Source organism: Achromobacter animicus (assembly GCF_902859585.1).
Classification (GTDB): domain Bacteria; phylum Pseudomonadota; class Gammaproteobacteria; order Burkholderiales; family Burkholderiaceae_B; genus Achromobacter; species Achromobacter animicus.
This window is the reverse complement of record NZ_CADIJM010000002.1, coordinates 136910-156593: the sequence shown is the minus strand read 5'-3', so window position 1 is coordinate 156593 and position 19684 is coordinate 136910. Positions and strand designations below refer to the sequence as shown.

General features: G+C 66.7%; 18 protein-coding genes and 2 tRNA genes. 7 read left to right on the top strand and 13 right to left on the bottom strand.

What is annotated here, in order from left to right:
* Window positions 1-36: 36 nt before the first annotated feature.
* Window positions 37-1134: a mandelate racemase/muconate lactonizing enzyme family protein gene (locus tag HV681_RS05565; RefSeq protein ID WP_175122146.1), complete on the bottom strand. Its 1098-nt coding sequence runs from the start codon at window positions 1132-1134 to the stop codon at window positions 37-39.
* Window positions 1135-1234: 100 nt separating this feature from the next.
* Here HV681_RS05565 and HV681_RS05560 point away from each other — a divergent pair, with 100 nt between their 5' ends.
* The gene (locus tag HV681_RS05560) at window positions 1235-2137 is read left to right on the top strand and encodes a LysR family transcriptional regulator (protein WP_175122145.1); all 903 of its coding nucleotides are present in this window, start codon (window positions 1235-1237) and stop codon (window positions 2135-2137) included.
* A 16-nt stretch (window positions 2138-2153) separates the two neighbouring features.
* Here the strand turns inward: HV681_RS05560 and HV681_RS05555 are convergent, their stop codons facing one another.
* Window positions 2154-2693 carry a 1,2-dihydroxy-3-keto-5-methylthiopentene dioxygenase gene (locus HV681_RS05555; protein WP_175122144.1) on the bottom strand — a complete coding sequence of 180 codons (540 nt, stop codon included), beginning with the start codon at window positions 2691-2693 and terminating at the stop codon, window positions 2154-2156.
* Window positions 2694-2704: 11 nt separating this feature from the next.
* The gene (locus tag HV681_RS05550) at window positions 2705-3499 is read right to left on the bottom strand and encodes a MetQ/NlpA family ABC transporter substrate-binding protein (RefSeq protein WP_175122143.1); all 795 of its coding nucleotides are present in this window, start codon (window positions 3497-3499) and stop codon (window positions 2705-2707) included.
* A gap of 189 nt (window positions 3500-3688) precedes the next feature.
* On the opposite strand from HV681_RS05550, the gene HV681_RS05545 reads away from it, so the two are divergent.
* A complete protein-coding gene (locus HV681_RS05545) occupies window positions 3689-4762 on the top strand; it encodes a DUF6817 domain-containing protein (protein WP_175122142.1) in 1074 nt (357 codons plus the stop codon).
* A 104-nt stretch (window positions 4763-4866) separates the two neighbouring features.
* Here HV681_RS05545 and HV681_RS05540 read toward each other — a convergent pair whose 3' ends face one another.
* The 5 genes from HV681_RS05540 to hemA form a co-directional block, all read right to left on the bottom strand.
* Window positions 4867-5427 (bottom strand): UbiX family flavin prenyltransferase, encoded by a 561-nt coding sequence (locus HV681_RS05540; protein WP_175122141.1) that lies wholly within the window; start codon window positions 5425-5427, stop codon window positions 4867-4869.
* Between the two features lie 7 nt (window positions 5428-5434).
* A complete protein-coding gene (gene grxD / locus HV681_RS05535) occupies window positions 5435-5761 on the bottom strand; it encodes a Grx4 family monothiol glutaredoxin (protein WP_056319914.1) in 327 nt (108 codons plus the stop codon).
* A gap of 130 nt (window positions 5762-5891) precedes the next feature.
* Window positions 5892-6725, bottom strand: a complete 834-nt coding sequence (prmC, locus tag HV681_RS05530) for a peptide chain release factor N(5)-glutamine methyltransferase (RefSeq protein WP_175122140.1) — start codon at window positions 6723-6725, stop codon at window positions 5892-5894.
* A gap of 10 nt (window positions 6726-6735) precedes the next feature.
* Window positions 6736-7818, bottom strand: a complete 1083-nt coding sequence (gene prfA / locus HV681_RS05525) for a peptide chain release factor 1 (protein ID WP_175122139.1) — start codon at window positions 7816-7818, stop codon at window positions 6736-6738.
* A gap of 85 nt (window positions 7819-7903) precedes the next feature.
* Window positions 7904-9178, bottom strand: coding sequence for a glutamyl-tRNA reductase (gene hemA / locus HV681_RS05520; RefSeq protein ID WP_056559840.1), 1275 nt, complete (start codon window positions 9176-9178; stop codon window positions 7904-7906).
* A gap of 334 nt (window positions 9179-9512) precedes the next feature.
* Here hemA and HV681_RS05515 point away from each other — a divergent pair.
* The 3 genes from HV681_RS05515 to HV681_RS05505 all read left to right on the top strand — a co-directional run bounded on the left by HV681_RS05515 (window position 9513) and on the right by HV681_RS05505 (window position 12588).
* Window positions 9513-9588, top strand: a tRNA-Phe gene (locus HV681_RS05515).
* A gap of 155 nt (window positions 9589-9743) precedes the next feature.
* Window positions 9744-9819: transfer RNA gene (locus tag HV681_RS05510), tRNA-Phe, on the top strand.
* A gap of 270 nt (window positions 9820-10089) precedes the next feature.
* Entirely contained in the window at window positions 10090-12588 is a 2499-nt protein-coding gene (locus HV681_RS05505) for a mechanosensitive ion channel family protein (protein ID WP_175122138.1), read from the top strand.
* Window positions 12589-12638: 50 nt separating this feature from the next.
* Here HV681_RS05505 and HV681_RS05500 read toward each other — a convergent pair whose 3' ends face one another.
* Complete coding sequence (locus HV681_RS05500) at window positions 12639-13109, bottom strand: Lrp/AsnC family transcriptional regulator (RefSeq protein ID WP_175122137.1); 471 nt, start codon at window positions 13107-13109, stop codon at window positions 12639-12641.
* Window positions 13110-13312: 203 nt separating this feature from the next.
* Here HV681_RS05500 and HV681_RS05495 point away from each other — a divergent pair, with 203 nt between their 5' ends.
* Together HV681_RS05495 and HV681_RS05490 are read left to right on the top strand one after the other, a co-directional pair.
* Window positions 13313-13957, top strand: coding sequence for a LysE family translocator (locus HV681_RS05495; RefSeq protein ID WP_175122136.1), 645 nt, complete (start codon window positions 13313-13315; stop codon window positions 13955-13957).
* Window positions 13958-14009: 52 nt separating this feature from the next.
* Window positions 14010-14915 (top strand): EamA family transporter, encoded by a 906-nt coding sequence (locus HV681_RS05490; RefSeq protein ID WP_175122135.1) that lies wholly within the window; start codon window positions 14010-14012, stop codon window positions 14913-14915.
* Window positions 14916-14922: 7 nt separating this feature from the next.
* Here HV681_RS05490 and HV681_RS05485 read toward each other — a convergent pair whose 3' ends face one another.
* From HV681_RS05485 to HV681_RS05470, 4 genes are all read right to left on the bottom strand, one after another.
* A complete protein-coding gene (locus HV681_RS05485; protein ID WP_175122134.1) occupies window positions 14923-15498 on the bottom strand; it encodes a hypothetical protein in 576 nt (191 codons plus the stop codon).
* Window positions 15499-15682: 184 nt separating this feature from the next.
* Complete coding sequence (locus HV681_RS05480; RefSeq protein WP_175122133.1) at window positions 15683-16654, bottom strand: Bug family tripartite tricarboxylate transporter substrate binding protein; 972 nt, start codon at window positions 16652-16654, stop codon at window positions 15683-15685.
* Window positions 16655-16697: 43 nt separating this feature from the next.
* The gene (otnI, locus tag HV681_RS05475; RefSeq protein ID WP_175122132.1) at window positions 16698-17483 is read right to left on the bottom strand and encodes a 2-oxo-tetronate isomerase; all 786 of its coding nucleotides are present in this window, start codon (window positions 17481-17483) and stop codon (window positions 16698-16700) included.
* Window positions 17484-17564: 81 nt separating this feature from the next.
* Window positions 17565-19661, bottom strand: a complete 2097-nt coding sequence (locus tag HV681_RS05470; RefSeq protein ID WP_414631296.1) for a TonB-dependent receptor domain-containing protein — start codon at window positions 19659-19661, stop codon at window positions 17565-17567.
* Between the last annotated feature and the right edge of the window lie 23 nt (window positions 19662-19684).

Sequence of the window (19684 nt, the reverse complement as noted above, 5' to 3'; positions counted from 1 at the left end):
TGGCGGTCTGGCGTTTGGCTTTTTACGGGTCAGGGTTCAGGCGCTGTACTGGCCCTCGGCAAGTGCCGCTTCCGGATCCGCGCCCAGCCCTGGTGCGTCCGGCACGTTGACCCAGCCGTTCTCGATGGGCACGGTGCGTCCGTACGGCACGTGCCCCAGTTCGACGTACAGGCGTTCCAGCGACACCTCGGTCTGCTGCGCGGCAATCAGATGCAGGCTGGCAAGATAGCCCGGGCCAAAAAATGCGACCTGCGGCGCGCAGATGACGCTTGAGTCCGCGCACTTCTGCGCAATCCGCCACGCGGCGGTCAGGCCCAGTTTGATGACGCTGGGCTGCACGTACTGCGCGGCTTCCGTGTCCACCACGCGCTCCAGATCGGTGGCGCTGCTGGCGTTCTCGCCAACGGCCAGCGGGATGCCGCAGGCCTGCTTCAGGCGTGCCAGCGCGCGATCGTCTTCCGGCGGCCACAAGGGCTCTTCGATCCAGAACGGATCATGCGGGCGCATGGCCTCGATGGCGGCTTCGGCTTCGCCCGGCAGCCACGCGCAGTTCGTATCGACCATGATCGGCACGCCCGGGCCCGTGCTGCGGCGCACGGCGGCCAGCGCGTCGGCGGTGCGCTCGTGCAGCTTGATCTCGGTATAGCCTTCGTTCAGGGCCTGCGTGGTCACGGCGTCCAGGCGCTCGGCGTTGCCGTAATACTGCAGCAGCGATGCATACACACGGACCCGCTCGCGGCGCTTGCCGCCCAGCAGCGCGTACAGCGGCACACCGGCGCGCTTGGCGCGCAGGTCCCACAGGGCGATGTCCAGCCCGGCCAGCGCGTGCACCACGGGACCGGACCGGCCCAGGTTGTGCAGCGTGCGCTGCATGCCCGGCAGCAGGGTGTCGTCGTCCGCGTCGCGCCCGCAGGCCAGCGGCGCGATCAGCGTTTCGAAGATCGCGGGCAACGCGCGCGGCTCTACGCAATACGACTCGCCCCAGGCCACCGTGCCGTCTTCGGTCTGCACCCGCACCAGCGCGCTGTCGAGCTTGTCGCGCGGACGGCCCGCGAACAGCGGCGACGGGCTCCAGTGATGGAACGGCAGGCGCAAGGGAATGCAGGTGACGGAAACAATGGTGTTGGCGGGCATGGCAGTGAGGCGTCGAGATGCGGAATGCGAAGGGCTATTCTGGCGGCCGCCAGTTCATATGGTCAAATAGATGAATTGACTATTTCCATATGAATTTCATATGTTCAATCGGCGAGAACTCCTGCTGCTGCGCGCCATGTACCGGCTCGATACCGTCACCGCCGCAGCCGCCTCGGTCAACATGACGCAGCCCGCCGCCAGCGCACTCCTGCGCGACATGGAAACGCGGTTGGGCTTTGCGCTGTTCAGCCGCGAGAACCGCCGGCTGCACCTGACCAGCCAGGGCCGCGCGCTGATTCCCGAAGTGCTCAATGCGCTGGCCGGCATCGAGGCCGTTGACCGGCTGGCCGTCGACATCCGCCAGGGCGCGTTGGCGCGGCTGGACGTGGGCGCCGTCGCCATCGCCGCGTCCAGCCTGCTGCCTCCTGCCCTGGCCGGCGTACGCCGCGCCCATCCGGCGGTTGCCGTGACCGTGCGCGCCGGCACCGCGCTGGAAATCATCGAGATGGCGGTGGATCACCGCATCGATCTGGGCATCATCATCGGCTCGCCGCCGGACATCGACCGGGTGTCCAGCCTGCGGCTCGCGCCGTTGGGACTGCACGCAGTGATGCCTCAGGACCATCCGTGGGCAAAGCGGACCGATCTGACGCTGGACGAGGTGGCCGAGGCGGGACCGATTGTCCTCGCCCCCGCCCTACCCGCCGGCCGCGCGACGCGCCAGGCACTGGAGGCGCGCGGACTGCCCTATCGCCCGATCATCGAGGCGGCGCAGTCGTCGGCCGCCTGCGCGCTGGCGGCGCAGGGATTGGGTGTCGCCATCGTGGAAAGCCTGGGCGCGCATTACGCCGAGCGTCAGGGTCTGGTGACACGCCAACTGCTGGCGCTGGAGGATCCGGTGCTGGCGATGGTGTGGTCGCGCGACCGCGCCATGAGCGCGCCGGCGCAGGTGCTGCAGGAAGGATTGGAGAAAGAGGTGCAGACGTGGCTGGCGCGCGGGTAGGCGCTCCGCATCCGTCTCAAGGCAAGACCGGGAAACGCGTGGCGATGTCGTCACCGGTGAACTGCGCGGTCCAGCCAGCCGGATCGTTGAACAGCCGGATGCAGGTGAAGGCCGGCGACGAGCCCATGTCGAACCAGTGCGGGATGCCAGCCGGCACGGAGATCAGATCGTCTTTCTCGCACAGCGCCGCATAGACGCGGCCTTCGGCATGAAGCACGAACAGCCCACTGCCGGCCACAAAAAAGCGCACTTCGTCATCGGCATGCGTGTGCTCGGCCAGGAACTTGCGCCGCAGCGCCGCGCGGTCCGGATGCGTGGCGTCCAGGCTGATGACGTCCACGGCCCGGTAGCCGCGCTCGGCCATCAACTGATCGATCTGCGGCCGGTAGGCAGCCAGCACCGCCTTGGGCGATGCGCCAGATCCAAGCGGCGCCGCTGCGGTCCAGCGTTCGAAGCGCACGCCGATGGCCGCCAGCTCGCGCTGCACGTCGGCCGCGTCGTCCAGCACGCGCGCGGAATCCGGCGCGTTGTCGGGATAGATCGTCAGGGTGGACATGGGCAGACGGCTTACCAGGACGTCGTGTATGCGCCGGGGAACTGCTTGGCCACGAAGGTTTTCACCTCGTCGGACTGGTAGGCCTTGATGAAGCGCGCGATGCGCGGATCGTTCTTGTTGTCTTCGCGCGCGGCGATGACGACGGGCGCGAACGGCGCGTCCTTGCTTTCCAGCACCAGCGCGTCCTTGGCGGGCGACAGGCCGGCGGGGATGGCGTACGCCGAGTTCACGGCCGCGGCGTCCACGTCCTTGAGCGAGTGCGGCAGTTGCGCGGCCTCGATCTCGACGAACTTCAGGTTCTTGGGGTTCTCGGCGATATCGAAGATCGACGCCGTCACCGTCACGCCGTCCTTCAGCTTGATGAGCTTGGCGGCCTGCAGCACGAGCAGCGCGCGGGCGCCGTTGGTCGGATCGTTCGGGATGGCCACCTTGCCGCCTTGCGGCAGATCGTCCAGCGACTTCAGGCGCTTGGAATAGATGCCCATCTGCTGCACCACCGCGGTCGCCACCGGCACCAGCTTGTAGCCGCGCGCCTTGTTCTGCGATTCCAGGAAAGGCTTGTGCTGGTAGATGTTCACGTCCAGCTCCTTGGCGTCCAGCGCGGCGTTGGGCTGGATGAAGTCGCTGAACTCGATCAGCTTGACCTTCAGGCCCTGCTTGGCGGCGACCTGCTGCACGACTTCGCCGATCTGCGCGTGCGGGCCGACGGTGACGCCCACTTTCAGCTCGGCGTCCTGCGCCATCGCCGAGGTGCCGGCAAAACCGAGAATGGTGGCAAAAACGGCGAGGGAATGGCGAAGGCGCATGGGAAAGTCTCTAGAGGTTTCAACGATTGAGGATTGGAACAATGACCCCGGATTCTAGTGAGCGCGCTTCAAAACCGGAAGCGATGAATATTCATATTGATATGCGGATTTCGATATAAACACCGCGATGACAGCGCTGGCGCATGCGGACACAATAGAGCCTGCTTTCATCCAACCAACCCGCCAACCATGTCCACCACCCCCGAACTCCATCCGCACGCGCGCGCGCTGCTGGCCGACCACTACGCCGCCGTCGACGCCGACCTGCCCGTCCTGCTCGACCTGCTGTTTGCACGCAGCGCGGGCGAAGACTGGCACAAGGCCGGCACCTTCAAGCATCATCTGCTGGGCGTCTACCGCACGCTGGCGCTCTGGAACCAGCCGCGCGAAGTGCGCCTCCTGGGCCTGTTCCACAGCGTCTACGGCAACGAATACGTAGACCTCACCCTGTTTGACCGCGAACGCGAGCGCAACACGCTGCGCGACGTGCTGGGCACCGAAGCCGAGGAATGGGTCAGTCTCTTTTGCGCCATGCCGCGCACACGCTTCGTGCAGGCGATCCTGCAAGGCCAGGGCACGGGACCGGAAGGCCTGACGCTGGAAGGCGCCGATGGACAGGTCTTCACCTTCACGCCGCGCCAGGTCGCGGCGTTCACCGTCGTGTCCGCCGCCGACATCGGCGAGCAATGGCACAGCTGGCAGGACGAGATCTTCGCGGGCTATCCGCAGCAGCAGCGCCGCGACCTGAAAACGAACTGGGCCTCGTCGCTGTGGCCCGGCCCGCTCAAGCCGCCGTCGAACATCCTGTCGATGCTGTCCCATCTGCTGGCGCCGCTGTCGCGCATGCCGCAGGACACCGGCATTCCCATCCCGCCCGCGTTCGACCACTGCCGCGCCACGCTCAGCCCGCGCGACGAAGCGGCGGCCAGCGCGCTGTACTGGCAGGTCCTCACGCGCATGCACCCGTTGACCGAAATGGACAGCGCGCGGCACATGCTGGAAGCCGCGGTCGAACACAACCCCTGGGTGGGCGAGCCGCGCCTGCTGCTGGCGCAACTGGCGCTGACGGCCGGAGAATTCGAGGTCGCGGAACAGCACGCCGCCGCGGGGCTGGGCGCGCTTCAGGCGTGGGGCACCGCGTGGGATAAACGGATTGAATGGGCCGGATGGATGGCCTGGGCGCGCATCGAGCTGCAAAATGCGCGGGCGCGCAAATGGCCGGAGAATCTGGCCGCGATGAATGGGATGGGGCTGGTGGAATAAGAACCGCCCTGATGCAGACGGCCCCGCTCAAGCGGGGCCGCCGGCGATCATTGCACGAGGCGCGTCAAGCGCAAGCCTTGCGGCTAGGCAAAGGCGAGAACCTGCTAAGTGCCTTCCCAGTGCGGACCGGGCACGACGATGTCGAACATTTCCAGGACGCGGGCCACGGTGTGGTCCACCATTTCATCGATGGACTTGGGCCGGTGATAAAACGCCGGCAGCGGCGGAAACACGATGCCGCCCATTTCAGTCACGGCCGTCATGTTGCGCAGGTGCGCCAGATTGAACGGCGTCTCGCGCACCATCATCACCAGGCGGCGGCGCTCTTTGAGCGTGACGTCGGCGGCGCGCGTGATGAGGTTATCGGACAGGCCATGCGCCACCGCCGCCAGCGTGCGCATCGAGCACGGCACGATCACCATGCCCGCGGTCTGGAACGCGCCGCTGGCCAGCGTGGCGCCCACGTCGCGAATGCTGTGCACGTGATCGGCCAGCGCATAGACGTCCTGGCGGCTGACATCGAGTTCATGCTTGATGTTCAGCACGCCAGAAGCGGACACCACCAGATGCGACTCGACGTCTTCGACGTTGCGCAGCGTCTGCAGCATGCGCACCGCGTAGAGCGCGCCGGTGGCGCCCGTGATGCCGACGACGAGCCGCCGCATGATGGCGTTAAGCCGTGGCGCCGGATTGCTCCAGCAGCGTCTTCAGTTCGCCGGACTCGTTCATTTCATTCATGATGTCCGAGCCGCCGATGAACTCGCCGGACACGTACAGCTGCGGAATGGTGGGCCAGCTGGAGAATTCCTTGATTCCCTGGCGGACTTCGTCGTCCTCCAGCACATTGACCGTGACGAGCTTCTTCACGCCACAGCCCTTCAGGATTTGAATGGCCTTGCCGGAGAACCCGCATTGCGGGAACTGGGCGGTGCCCTTCATGAACAGCACGACGGGGTGCTGGGTAACGGTTTCACGGATGAATTCTTGAACGTCGCTCATGGTGGTCTCTTGGACAGGCAAAACGGAATGGGTCAATTATAGGTACAGCCGGGAAAACCGCCCGATTACCCCGGCGCGGCGCCGGTATATCCGGCAGATGCAACAGCAAATGTCGGGCCGTGCGCTGCGCTCAGGCACCTGCGACCGGCAAACGCCCGCCCGAGATCCGCTCGATCCCCGCCAGGTCCTGGCGGCTGTGCACATCTGCGAACCCCGCCTGGCGGAGCATGTCCCGTACCTGCTCCGCCTGATCCCAGCCATGCTCCATCCAGAGCGAGCCGCCGGGTTTCAGATGGGCGCCCGCGCCTTGGACGATACGCGCCAGATCTTCCAGTCCGCCCGCGCCATCAGTCAGCGCCCCCCGCGGCTCAAAGCGCAGGTCGCCCTGATCCAGATGCGGATCGTCGCTGGCCACATAGGGTGGATTCGACACGATCAGATCAAATCCTTCGCCGGCCGGCACCGCGTCGTACCAGCTTCCTTCCACGAAGCGCACCGCGGCCGTCAAATCCCACGCGTTGCCGGCAGCCACCGCCAGTGCGGCCGCGCTGACGTCCGACGCCATCACCCGCGCGTCACGGCGCGCCAGGGCGATCGACACCGCGATCGCGCCGCTGCCCGTGCCCAGGTCCAGCACCATCGGCCCGGTGATGCCATCGATGCATTCCAGCGCGGTTTCCACCAGGACTTCCGTATCGGGGCGGGGAATCAGCACGTCGGGAGTCACGCGGAACCGGTGTCCCATGAATTCGCGATGACCCAGCAGATAGGCCATGGGTTCCCCCGCCTGCCGGCGCTGCGCCAACGCCTCGTACGCCGCCGCCACCTCCGGCGCCAACGCATCGGTATCGTGCGCCAGCAGCCACGCGCGCGGCTTGTTCAATACGTGCTCCAGCAGCATGCGCACTTCCAGGCGCGGCAGCCGCGCATCGAGCAGCAGACTCTTGATCTGGGGCGCGGTCATCGCGTCGGCCTTAAATATCGTCGCCCAGGGCGGCAAGCTGCTCGGCCTGATGCTCGGCGATCAGCGCGCCGGTCAGCTCTTCGAGGTCGCCTTCCATGATCTGCTGCAGCTTGTACAGCGTCAGGTTGATGCGGTGATCGGTCACGCGGCCCTGCGGATAGTTGTAGGTGCGGATGCGCTCGGACCGGTCGCCCGTGCCGATCAGGCTCTTGCGCTCGGCCGCTTCCTTGCTCTGGCGCTCGCGCTCTTCCTTGTCCTTCAGGCGCGCGGCCAGCACCTGCATGGCCTTGTCCTTGTTGCGGTGCTGCGAACGGTCGTCCTGGCATTCCACCACCAGCCCGGTCGGCAAGTGGGTGATGCGCACGGCCGAATCGGTCTTGTTGATGTGCTGGCCGCCCGCGCCGCTGGCGCGGAACGTGTCGATGCGCAGGTCGCTGGGATTGATGACGATCTCGGACATGGCATCGGCTTCGGCCATGATGGCCACCGTGCAAGCCGACGTGTGGATGCGGCCTTGGGCCTCGGTCGCCGGCACGCGCTGCACGCGGTGCGCCCCCGATTCGAACTTCAGCCGGCCATACGCGCCGTCGCCGTCGATACGCGCGATCACTTCCTTGTAGCCGCCCAGCTCGGACGCGCTTTCCGACATCAGTTCCACGCGCCAGCCACGCTGTTCCGCGTATCGCGTGTACATGCGCAAGAGGTCGCCCGAGAACAGCGCGCTCTCGTCGCCGCCCGTGCCCGCGCGGATTTCCAGGAACACGCTGCGCCCGTCGTTGGGGTCGCGCGGCAGCAGCAGAAGCTGCAGCGCCGCTTCCAGCGACTCCAGCTTGACGCGCCCGGTCTTGATCTCTTCTTCGGCCATCGCCTTCATGTCGGGCTCGGACAGCATCTCCTGCGCGGTCGCGATGTCTTCCTCGGTACGGGCGAACGCGGTAAAGGCTTCGACCACCGGTTCCAGTTCGGCGCGCTCGCGCGAAAGCTTGCGGAAGCGGTCCATGTCGGACGCGGTTTCCGGTTCGGCAAGCAGAGCATCGACCTCGATCAGGCGATGGCACAGATGCTCCAGCCGGCTGCGCATGGAAGATTTCATGAGGGGAGGACCAAAAGAGAAAACAGAGAAAGCGGGCGCCCACAAAGCGAACGCCCGCCATGAGGCGGGGCGTGGGGCAGAGCCGCTAACGGCGGGAGTCGCGGCCGGGGAAGAGGCGCGGCATCCAGGCAAGCAGTTGCTTGCGGTCGTCGCCTTCGCTGCGGTTCAGGGCCGCAAGCGGGCCGTGCAGGTACTTTTGCGTGAGGCCGTGGGCCAGCTGCTCGAGCACGGCTTCGGGCGATTCGCCCCGCGCCAGCAGGCGGCGGGCGCGTTCCAGTTCGGCGGCGCGGACGTCTTCGGCGGCCTGGTGCAGGTCGCGGATGACAGGCACCACTTCGCGGGATTGCATCCAGTGCATGAAGCCCTGGACGCGGGTTTCGATGATGGCTTCGGCCTGCACCACCGCGGCGCGGCGCGCGTCGGTGCCGGTCTGCACCAGCCGGCCCAGGTCATCCACCGAGTACAGATAGACGTCGTCCAGACGGCCGACTTCGGGTTCGATGTCGCGCGGCACGGCCAGATCGATCATGACCATCGGGCGGTGACGGCGCAGGCGCGTAGCCCGTTCAACCATCCCCAGGCCGAGGATGGGCAGGGAGCTTGCCGTACAGGAAACGATGACGTCGAACTCGGACAGCCGCTCGGTCAGGTCGGACAGCTTCATCGTGCTGGCCGAGAAGCGGTTGGCCAGCAGTTCGGCGCGTTCGGCCGTGCGGTTGGCCACCACCATGCTGCGCGGACGTTGCGCGGCAAAGTGCGTGGCGCACAATTCGATCATTTCGCCCGCGCCGATGAACAGCGTGCGGGCCTGGTCCAGGTTGCCGAACACGCGCTCGGCAAGACGCACCGCGGCGGCGGCCATGGACACGGATTCGGCGCCGATGGCGGTTTGCGACCGGACTTCCTTGGCGACCGAAAAGGTGCGCTGGAACATCTGGTGCAGCAGCGTGCCGAGGGATCCGGCTTCGCCGGCGGCGCGCACCGCGTCCTTCATCTGGCCCACGATCTGGGTTTCGCCCAGCACCATGGAATCGAGGCCGCTTGCCACGCGGAAGGCGTGACGCACGGCGTCGTCTTGATGATGGCGATAGAGGTGCGGGCGCAGCGTGCCGGCGTCCAGGCGGTTGTGTTCAGCCAGCCAGGCGGGCAACTGATCCGCCACGTGGCCGTCGGCCGCGCAGTAGATCTCGGTGCGATTACAGGTGGACAGGATGGCGGCTTCGCGGACGGAGCCGCCGAATGCCGAACGCAAGCCTTCTAGGGCGGGCTTGACCAGATCAACGGGCATGGACACGCGTTCGCGGACCGACACCGGCGCGGACGTGTGATTCAGACCGAAGGCAAGGACAGCTACCGACATGTGTGAGGGATGGCGGAAAGCCACCCGCGGCTAAGCGTTAAGTACTGCCACTATAAGAACAATGCGTCGCAGCCCGCTTGTCGCGCGTCAAAGGCGGGAAAGCATCCGGCTGTAACAGCAAAACCGCTGTCGATTATACTCCTGCGGGTTATCCCCAGGCCATTCCCGTCCCCAATCGCGGACAGTTGGCGCCCAACCGTGCCTTGTAGGCAACAGTTGGCTGCTTTGCTGCCCATGTCCGGCGACATTGCATACCGCGTCACGAAAAAAAGCGACGCTTCCCCCGCCCGGCTGGCACAACGCCAAAAAATTGTGTATAGTTGCGGACTTCGTTGGCCTGGTAGCTCAGTCGGTAGAGCAGAGGATTGAAAATCCTTGTGTCGGTGGTTCGATTCCGCCCCAGGCCACCAAAAGAATTTCCGGGAGCTTCGGTTCCCACAAAAAGCCCAGCCTTGCGCTGGGTTTTTTGTTGGTGGCGGCGTCGCTGCGCCGCCCCTATTTTGTTATTGGCGGCGCTACACGCCGCCACGTGTCCGACATTTTGTGTATAGTGGCGGGCTTCGTTGGCCTGGTAGCTCAGTCGGTAGAGCAGAGGATTGAAAATCCTTGTGTCGGTGGTTCGATTCCGCCCCAGGCCACCAAAAGATTCAAGCATTCAGCCCCGCCCGGCATTTACTGCGGCGGGGTTTTTGCTTTCTGGCGCGCCAATCGCCAGACACGCTTGCGGCAACTCCCCGCGCCGGCAGCGCTCGCAGCACATGCGCCATTCGCCATTCGCCATTCGCGAATTGCGAATGGCGACATCCATATTGCCCTTCTGGCCCGCCGCATTTCGCGATATCGTGACATGCCGCCGTTTCGCAGTCGATCCCAAGCAACCGCAAATCCGTCCCCCACCACGGAGTCGCAACATGCGCGCACGCGCACGAATCCTCTTCTGGCTATTTGGCCTGGTACTGGGATGGGCACGCGTGGCGCTTGCAGCGGAAACGCCGGCGCCTGCCGCGCCGCCCGTCGCGATCCAGATGGCCGAGATTCCGCTGCGGGCGGACACGGATTTGCGATACGCCGAGGGCGTGTTGCAGCGCGCGGCGACGGCGGATCCGTTGAGCGCGCTGATGCCGCCGCTGGACGCCATTGCCAAATCCGCCGACGAAAAGCTCTACGAATTCCAACCGGCCCAGCTCCGCAACTTTCCCATCATGCGGCTCGAAAGCCTGGAGCGGCACTGGCTCTTTGACGTGCGGCGGCTGGCGCGCTGGCGGACCGACATGCGGCAGGCGACCGCCTGGTACGCCAGCGACGCCGCCGAGCTGCTGCGCCGGCGCACGGCCTGGCAGGCGATCAAGGACGCGCCGGGCGCGGCGGGGCTGCCGGCGGCATTGGCCGACCGCGTCGACGTGGTGATCGCGCAGTTGCTGGCGGCCAGCCAGGCGCTGTCCGTGCCGCTGTCACGCCAGGTGGAACTGGAACAGCGGGCCAACGCGATCGAGGAACAGATCAAGGCGGGCCAGCGCCAGGTGATGGAGGCGATCAGCTATGTCGACGCGCGGCTCCTGCGGGTGGATTCGCCGCCGCTCTGGGCGTTGGACTGGTCCGGACGATCCGACCAGGACACCATGACCCTTTTGCGCCAAGGTCTGGACATCGAGGTCCGCTTCGCGCGCGACTACGGCGCCGCCGGCGCCAGCAATCAGCGCGCGCTGCACACGTTGCAACTGCTGCTGCTGCCGCTGCTGATCTGGCTGGCCAGAAAAAGCCGCAACGCCATCCGCACCGGCGTCATGAGCGAAACCGCTGCCGGTGTGCTCGGGCGGCCCATCTCCACGTGGGTCCTGTTGTCGATGATGGGCGTGCTGGCCCTGGAGCCGGACGCGCCGTTGATGGTGCAGCAGATCGCCCTGGTGCTGGCGGCGGTGCCGGTGCTGCGCCTGCTTCCACCCGCCAGCCGACGGCATCTGGATCATTGGCCGCGCGTCATCACCGCGCTCTTCCTGGCCGAGCGGCTGGGCTTCCTGTTCCTGGCCAACACCCTCTTCTATCGTGTGTCGACCGTAGCGGCGGCGGTGGCGGCCCTGACGGCCATTCTGTGGCTGCTGGCGCGCGGACGGCGCCAGACCTATCCGCCCGGTTCCGAGCGGCTGGTGCGCGCCTTGCGCGCCGTCGCCTGGTGCGCGGCAGCCCTGCTGTGCGTGTCGCTGGGCGCGAACCTCATCGGCAATGTGTCGTTGTCCGAGATGCTGACCAGCGGCATCATCGGCAGCGGCTACTTCGGGTTGGTGCTGTACGCGGGCGTGACCGTCATCATCACGCTGCTGCAGCTTCTGCTGGCCCGTCAGGGCATTTCGCGCTTCCGGCTGGCGCGCGAACACGCGCCGCCGCTGGTGCTGCTGCTGATCCGCCTTGTCAGCGCCGCCGCGATCGTGGGCTGGGCGGTCTACACCATGGACCGTTTCCGCGTCCTGCGCGCCACATACGCCTTCGTGACGCAGGTGCTGTCCTACACGCTGGAAGTCGGCGAAGTCTCGATCAGCCTGGGCAACATCCTGGTTTTTGCGATCTCGGTCGTGATTGCCTTCTGGGCGGCGCGCGCGGTGCGCCTCATCCTGCACGACGAGGTCCTGACCCGCATGTCGCTGCCGCGCGGCGTCGGCAACAGCATCGCCTCGCTGTCGTACTACCTGGTGCTGCTGCTGGGTTTGGGCATCGCCCTGTCGGCCGCGGGTTTCCAGACCAGCCAGCTCACCATCGTGTTCGGCGCCTTGGGCGTGGGCATCGGCTTTGGCCTGCAAGGCGTGGTGAACAACTTCGTGTCGGGCCTGATTCTGATGTTCGAGCGGCCGATCCAGCCCGGCGATGTCGTGGAGATCGGCGGCACGTCAGGCCAGGTAAGGGATATCGGCATGCGCGCCACCCGCATCAAGACGTTCGACGGCGCCGACGTGATCGTCCCGAACGGCACGTTGCTGTCCGACAAGCTGACCAACTGGACGATGCTGGACCGCAGCCGCAGGATCGAGATCAGCATCGGGCTGGCCTACGGCACCGACCCGCGGCAGGTGCTCGCGCTGCTGGACGACGTCGCGCGGCAGACGCCGGGCGTGGTCACGGAGCCGGCGCCCATGGTGCTCTTCATGGGCTTTGGCGCCAGCACACTGGATTTCAGCCTGCGCGCGTGGACCTACGACTTTGACCGGTGGATCGAGATCCGCAGCGACATGCTGGCGCGGATGTACGACGCGCTGCGGGACGCGGGCATCCAGATCCCCTTTCCGCAGCGGGACCTGCATTTGCGCAGTGTTTCGGAAGAAGCTGGCCGTGCGATCCAAGCGGCCTGGCCGGCCGACCCGCACAAGCCTGGCCCCGCGCGAACCGGCAGCCGGGACGGCGGCCAGCCGTCAGGGGCTTGAGCGGCCGGTTGCGCGCACGCATGAGCGCCCATGCCGCTCGGCGCGCCGGTTCACTCCCCAGCCATCACCGGCACCGTCAGCCCATTCTTCACCCGGCTCATCACCACCAGCGTCGAAAACCGCTTCACGTTGGGATTGCCCCAGAAATGGCGCTGCGCGAACACCTCATATTCCGCCATGTCGCGCATGGTGAGCGTCAGCACGAAATCGACCTCACCCGTCACCGACAGGCATTGCATGATCTCGGGCGCGGTCTGCATGGCGCGCTTGAACTGGTCGAGCTTGTCGGCGCGCTCGCTTTCCAGCGACACCAGCACAACCATCGTGATCCCGCGTCCCACGGCGGCGGGGTCCACGACGGACACGTCCGCCGTCACCACCTTGGAGTCGCGCAACCGCTTCATGCGGCGCAGGCAGGACACCGGCGACAGGTTCACGCGTTGCGCGACCTCCTGGCTGGTCCGTTGGTTGTCTTCTTGCAGGCTTTGCAGGATCTGCAGGTCGAAATCGTCTAGTTCCATGGGGCGCTCGGAACGCGTTTGAGATGAAACATCGCGCGGGATGCGGGTATCGGCGGATTCTAATCGTGGCCGCGACGCAAACCATCGAGAATTCGACGGGAAACTTCATTTCGCGCCCGCCGGACGCAGGAATTATTCAAGCCGCTTGCTTACACTGGGAGCCCTCCGCCCGCGCCGCCGGGAATTCCACGCTGCACCCTGCAATGCCGTCACTCCAGCTTTTCCTGCTTTTCCTGGCCGCCGACGCGGCCTTGAAGCTCACGCCCGGCCCCGACATGGCCCTCACGCTATCGCGCGGCATGACGCAAGGGTTTCGGCCCGCCTTCCATAGCGTGCTGGGCAACGTGGCCGCCGGATTCATCCAGGTTCCGGCCGTGGTGCTGGGCCTGGCTTCCGTGCTGCGGACCTTTCCCACGCTTTTCGTCGGCATCAAGGCGGCGGGCGGCCTGTATCTGGGGTACCTGGGCATCAAGGCGATGATCCGGTGCGCGAACGCCGCCGAGGTATCGCTGGCGGCCCGGCCGGGCGACGCGCGCGACGCCTTCTGGCAGGGCTTCATCACCAACCTGCTCAATCCGAAGGTGCTGCTCTTCATGATCGCCTTCCTGCCGCAGTTCACCTCGCCGGACAATGGGCCGGTCTGGATCCAGATGCTGGTGCTGGGCATCACGATGAAAGCGCTCAGCCTGCCCTATGGCAGCTGCTTTGCGTACGGCGCGTCGCGCATCCGCGGCTGGGTCGCGCGCAATCCGTGGTTCCTGCGCGCGCAGCAGGGCATTCTGGGCGCGATCATGCTGGGGCTTGCGATCTACGTGCTGGTTTCCACGGCGATGAATCCGCAGCCCTGACCGTCCACGCCACATCCCTGACACAAGCGTTTTTGCACAAACCCCGCCTTCCATGACCGCCGCCACCTTGAACAACGGACACCACAGCGCCACGTCCACCCTGCTCCCCACCCTGTCGCTGATCGGCGCCATGGCCTCGCTATGCGTGGGCACGTCGTTCGCGAAGTCGCTGTTTCCGGAAGTGGGCGCACAAGGCACCACCGCGTATCGCATCGTCATCGGCGCCATCATCCTGCTGGCCTTCTGGCGGCCGTGGCGCTTTCCGCTGACGCGCGTCAACGCCGCGAAGATCGCCCTGTACGGCGTGACGCTGGCGTGCATGAACCTGCTGTTCTACATGGCGCTGAAAACGCTGCCGCTGGGCATTGCCATCGCCATCGAATTCACAGGACCGCTGACGCTGGCTGTGGTGCTGTCACGGCGCGCCATCGACTTTGTGTGGATCGCCTGCGCGCTGGCCGGCCTGATCCTGCTCATTCCCACCGGCCAGTCCGTCCACGACCTCGATCCGCAAGGCATCGCGTACGCGCTGGGGGCAGCGGTGTGCTGGGCGCTGTACATCATCTTCGGCAAGATGGCCGGCAACGTGCATGGCGGCCAGGCAACATCGCTGGGTCTGCTGGCGGCCGCGATGGTCGCCCTGCCCGTCGGCGCGGCGCACGCGGGCATGGCGCTGCTGGATCCCAAACTGATTCTGGCGGGCGTGGCCGTCGGCATCCTGTCCAGCGCTTTGCCCTATTCGCTGGAAATGGTGGCGCTGCGGCGGCTGCCGCAAAAGACGTTCGGCGTGCTGCTGAGCATGGAACCCGCGATGGGCGCGCTGGCCGGGGTCGTCGTGCTGAACGAACACCTGTCGCAGACGCAATGGCTGGCGATCGGCGGCATCATCATCGCCTCCGCCGGCTGCGCCGCGACGGCGCAGCGCAGCCGCAAGGCGCCGATCCCCGCGCCGGATTGATCCGCCATCAACCAAAACCCGGCTCGCGCTGCGGCAGCGATAGCGGGTCGAAGTCTTCCCAATGGTTGTTGCGCCAGCGGCCGTTGGCGTGCTCCACGTCGGCGCCACCGGCATCGCGCAGAATGCGGCATGCCAGGATCTCGCGCTGCGGCCTGACCCGCACGGCGACCATGACCCCGGCCTGACGGATCTCGGCATGAGAGTCGGGATTGAAGTGGCCGTGCTGCGTGGTGCCGTGCCCCGTCACCCAAAGCGCGCCGAACAGCGACCCGAGGTACGCGCCCACACCCGCCGCGGCCAGTATTGCGGCAGTGGAGTCGCTGAGTTCTGCCGCGACGAATCCGCCGAACACCGCAAACACGGCCCCCACGCCGCCCGCGCCCAGATAGGCGCCCATGTCGGCGCGCCCCGCGTCGGGGTCGGAACGCCGGTCGCCGCCATAGGGAAAGCGGCCGTGCTCGCCGGCGGGATTGACGTAGAAGGTATGGATATCCCAGTCGGGAAAGCCGCTGGTGGCAAGGCGGCTGGCGGCGGCCTTGGCGGCTTCAAAGCCCTCGAAGCGGGCAGCTACGATCAAAGACATGGCAGTCTCCTCGCCCGCGGTCCGGGCCGGATGCGCATCGTTTCATCGTACGCCCGCGCCGCCGCCGTGCACGCCGGCGTTACACCTTGCGGCGGCTGTTACCCGGCCCTTCGCTACCCGAACCCTTCTCACCCAGCGCCGAGTCCCGTTTACGCCTTGCCCGGCATCGCGTCACCCCGGCCCCTTATTCCGCGGAAAGCCCCTTGCCCTGAATGACCGCGCCCCAGCGTTCGTGCTCTTGCCGCGCGTACGCGCGAAAGGCATCGGGCGTGCTGCCGGTCGGCTCCAACCCCTGCAGCGTCAACTGCCTGACGACATCCGGCGATGTCAGCGCCTGCCGGATCGCCTGACTGAGCTTTTCCACGATGGGCGCAGGCGTGCCGGCCGGCGCGACCACGCCCTGCCAGGCCGCCGCCTCGAAGATCGGCCCGCCGGCCTCGGCAAACGTCGGTACGCCCGGCAGTTGCGCAGACCGTTTGGCGGACGGCACGGCAATCGCGCGCAGCCTGCCCGCCTGGATCAGCGGCCGGGCGGCGGCCAGGTCCGCCATCATCAGCGGCACCACGCCCGCGGCGACGTCCTGCAGCGCGGGCGGCGAGCCTTTGTACGGCACCGCCGTCGCGCGGCCGCCGACGGTTTCCATGAACAGTTCCATCGCCAGATGATGCGGACTGCCCACGCCCAGCGACGCATAGCTGCCCTGCGGCTCGCGCTTCAGATAGGTCTTCACGTCGTCCAGCGTGTGCAGGCCCGAATTAGGCGCCGCGACCAGCACGATGGGCAGCGCCACCAGCGTGGACACCGGCGTCAGTTGCTGCTGCGGATCGTAGGGCAGATCGTCGTACAGCCACGGGTTGAGCGCCAGCGTGCTCATGCCCGCGGTCAGCACCGTGTAGCCGTCCGGCTGGGCGCGCGCGGCCTCCTGCGCGGCGACGATGGTGGCGGCGCCCGGGCGGTTCTCCACCACCACCGGCTGCCCCAGCGTCTGGCCGACATGCCGGGCCACGATGCGGGTCGCCAGATCGCTGCCGCCTCCCGCGCTGAACGGCACCAGCCACCGGATGGGCCGATCGGGATAATCGGCCGCCCACGACGCAGCCGGCATGGCCGCGGCCAGCGCCGCCGAAAACAGCATGCGCAGCACGCCCTGGAACATGACGCTCACTCCTTTTGAACTTCAAATGCGGGATTGTTGCCGATCAGGCGCGCGCGGCGCTCAGCCAGCGCAGTCCGGCCGACGTGGAACCTGCAGGACGGTACTCGCAGCCGATCCAGCCGGTGTACTGCAACTCGCGCAGCACGCCGAAAACCCAGCCGTAATCGAGTTCGCCCCGGTCCGGCTCCTGGCGCAGCGGCACGCCGGCAATCTGCAGGTGACCCACGCGCCCGGTGGGCAGGTACTCGCGCAGCTTGGCGGTGACATCGCCCTCGACGATCTGGCAGTGGTACAGGTCCATCTGCACTTTCAGGTTGGGCGCATTGACCGCCTGCACGACGGCGTGCGCGTCCTCCTGGCGGTTCAGGAAATAGCCGGGGATGTCGCGCGTGTTGATCGGCTCGATCAGCAGCGTGACGCCGGCCGAGCGCGCCTCGCGCGCGGCCCAGTCGAGATTGGCGTGATAGTAGTCCAGCATCGCCTCGCGCGAGGCATCAGGCGGCGCCACGCCCGCCATCACATGCACGTTGGAACAAGACAACGCCGTGGCATACGAAAGCGCCTGCTCGATGCCGGCCTGGAACTCGGCCTGCCGGCCCGGCAGGGCCGCCAGCCCGCGATCGCCTTGCGCGGTGATGCCGGGCGGCGCATTGAACAGCACCTGCGCCACCCCGGCGGCGTCCATGCGCTCGCGCACGAACGCGGCGGGCGCTTCATAGGGAAACATGCACTCCACGCCCGCGTAGCCGTCGGCGGCGGCCGCCGCATAGCGGTCCAGGAACGCATGTTCCGTGTACATCATCGACAGATTGGCGGCGAACTTCAGCATGGCGGGCTCCTGGCGCGGGATGCCGCCGCGGACAGCGGCACCCGCCGAAAATAGCACAGCCCGCCGCCGCACCCAACCGGGTCAGTACGTCATGCGCACGCCCAGCAGCACGCTGCGGCCGGGCAGCGGCGCAACCGTCGAGATGAACGAGGCGTGGTTGTAAGCCAGCTTGTTCAGCAGGTTGGTGCCGCGCAGGAAGACCTCGTAGCCCGTGGCGCCGTACTGGCCGCGATAGGCCACCACCGCGTTGACCATGTTGTAGCCCGGCGTGGTGTCTTCATAGGCCGCAATGTCCTTCTGCGCGAACACGCGTGCGTATTCGACGCCGCCCGACCACTCTTGCCACTTGAAGTTGCCGCGCACGCCCGCGCGTCCGGCCGGAATGCGCGGCAGATTGCCGTCGCCGCCCGTGAGCTTGCCGCGCACGTAGTCGCCGAACACCGCCGCCGAGAAGATCGGCGTGAACTGGTGCCGCAGTTCGCCTTCCACGCCCGTGAATTCCGCATCCTGCTGCGTGTATTCGATCAGGCGGAAGTCCTCGTAGCGATCCAGCGTGTTGGCGTAGATGTAGTTCTTCACGCGGTTGTGGAACACGCTGGCCGAGAACGTCGTGTCGCCCGAATGCTTGCGCAGCGTCAGGTCGATGTTGTGCGACGTTTCGCGCGTCAGGTCCGGATTACCCAGTTCATACGTATTGGTGGCGATGTGGATGCCGTCCGCATACAGCTCCTGCGCGTTGGGCAGGCGCTGCGAGCGCGACAGCGACAGCGCCACGGAATACTGCGGTGCAAAGTCCCAGATCGCGGCGGCCGACAGCGACGTGCCCGACAGACTGCTGCGCGGCGCGCCGCCCGACGGCGACACGCGCTGCCAGTCCTGACGCGCGCCCAGCTCGAAGCGCCAGTCGTTCAACTGGTATTCCTCCAGCAGGAACACGCCGTTCGAACGCGTCTTGCTCGGCGGCAGGAATGCTTCTTCGCCTTCGGCGCTGAAATCGCTGTATGCGTTCTGCAGGCCGATCACGCCGCGCCAGCCGGCGATGGGCTTGTGCTGCAGTTCCACCCGCATGTCGTAGCCCTTGTTCTTGAAACGCGTGCCGACCTCGCCGCCCTCGATCTCGTCGTGCTGGTAATCCGTCAGGCCACCGCGGAATCGGATCTTCTCGAAGCCTGCGAACGGATCCTGGTATTCGGCGCGCAGGTCCATCCGGTTGCTGCGCAGCTTCACGTAGGGCACGCCGCCATGTTCGTGATCATGGTCGTGGTCGTGACCTTCCTCGCCTTCGTCCCCATGGTCGTGGTCATGGCCGCCGCAATGCAGATGCGTGCCGTGCGGATGGCAGCCTTCGTATTCGTGGTTGTGGCCGGGCAGGCCGTATTCGCTTTGCAGGTGCGTGAACGCCACGCCCACGTAGCCGCGCGGCGTGATCCACGACATGCCGACCGAGCCCTGCGTCGACTCGCTGTACGAGCCTTCCAGCTTGCCGCCGGGCCAGTCCGGCACGTCGTAGTCGCTGGTGCGGCGCTTCATGCCTTCGACGCGCACCGCGAACTGGCCTTCGCCCGCCGTGATGCCCACCGCGCCGGCGCGTTCCTTGGTGCCGGTGGCGCCGCGCAGTTCCGCTTCGGCCGCGATGCCCTTTTCCGGCACTTCGGTCGGAATCTTCTTGTCGATCACGTTCACCACGCCGCCGATCGCGCCGCCGCCGTAGAGCAGCGTGGCCGGGCCGCGCAGCACTTCGATGCGGTCGGCCAGCAGCGGCTCGACGGTCACCGCATGGTCGGGCGAGATGGCCGAGGCATCCATCACTTCGGACCCATCGGACAGCACCTTCACGCGCGGCGCGGTCTGTCCGCGGATCACCGGACGGCTGGCGCCGCCGCCGAACGTGTCGCTGTTGACGCCCGGCAGGTTCTTGAGCGTTTCGCCCAGCGTGCCGTTGCGCTGCTCGATCAACGCATCGCCTTCCAGCACCGAGGCCGGCAGCGTGGTGCTGTTCAGGTCCAGCCCCAGCGGATTCGCGGAGACCGTGATCGGCGCCACGGTCTGCGTGCGGGTCTCGCCTTCGGTCTGCGCCTGGGCGACGGGCGCCATCAGCATCAGCGAGCACACCAGCGGCTTCAAGGGCGCCCGGCCAACCGCTCGAACGCGCGATGCTTTGCCGCGCGCTTTCCCCATCCCCAGCTTCTTACCGTTCATCT